This is a genomic window from Corynebacterium frankenforstense (assembly GCF_030211955.1).
In the GTDB taxonomy this organism is placed as follows: domain Bacteria; phylum Actinomycetota; class Actinomycetes; order Mycobacteriales; family Mycobacteriaceae; genus Corynebacterium; species Corynebacterium frankenforstense_A.
The window spans coordinates 1-597 of record NZ_JASODI010000045.1; the positions used below are offsets into that span (position 1 = coordinate 1).

Sequence of the window (597 nt, forward strand, 5' to 3'; positions counted from 1 at the left end):
GTCGGAAACGCCTGCCTGGGTGCGGTAGGGGTGAGAAAGTCGGTGATGGCCTCATCGATTCTCGCCAGTATCTCGGGGTCCCCCACGGCCATGACGGCCGCGCCGATGGTGCGAAGCGATGCGACCTCGATGTGGAAGAGCATCTCCTGCAGGGCCTTCAAACGCGGCAGTTTGTCGATGAAGGCGCCCAGTGAGGCCACATAGGAGTCTTTGATGGTGTACCGGCTGACAGCGGTACTGGCTGCCATGCGTGTCGAGTAGGAGGTGATGGTCTCATCTCGGCGGGGTTGGTTGTCCATCCAGATCTCGTAGTCCAGCCGGCGCTTGAGCCGGCTTTTCACGGCCACGGGGTCGGTCTGGTCGGTATTCGAGAAGTAGTTGGGTGGGTTGGTGCCGTCGGCAGGTGGGATGTGGCCGCCGGGGACCTGGTTGTTGCGCCAACGGTTTGCCCGCGTCAGGCGTAGGTCGGCTTCGCGTTGGTCGCGGGCTTCCTGGCGGACCCGTAGTGCGGTCTTGATCTTCTTGGCGGTGACACGTTGGCGCCTGGTGGTCGCCTGGCGGATGATCCTGCGGCGGGCCTGGCGCCGGCCGAGCTTC

The 597-nt window shown here is 64.3% G+C and carries 1 pseudogene; it reads right to left on the bottom strand.

Annotated features, from left to right (window positions below):
• Nucleotides 1–597 (bottom strand): annotated as a pseudogene (locus QP119_RS11475) (hypothetical protein); the annotation flags it as partial.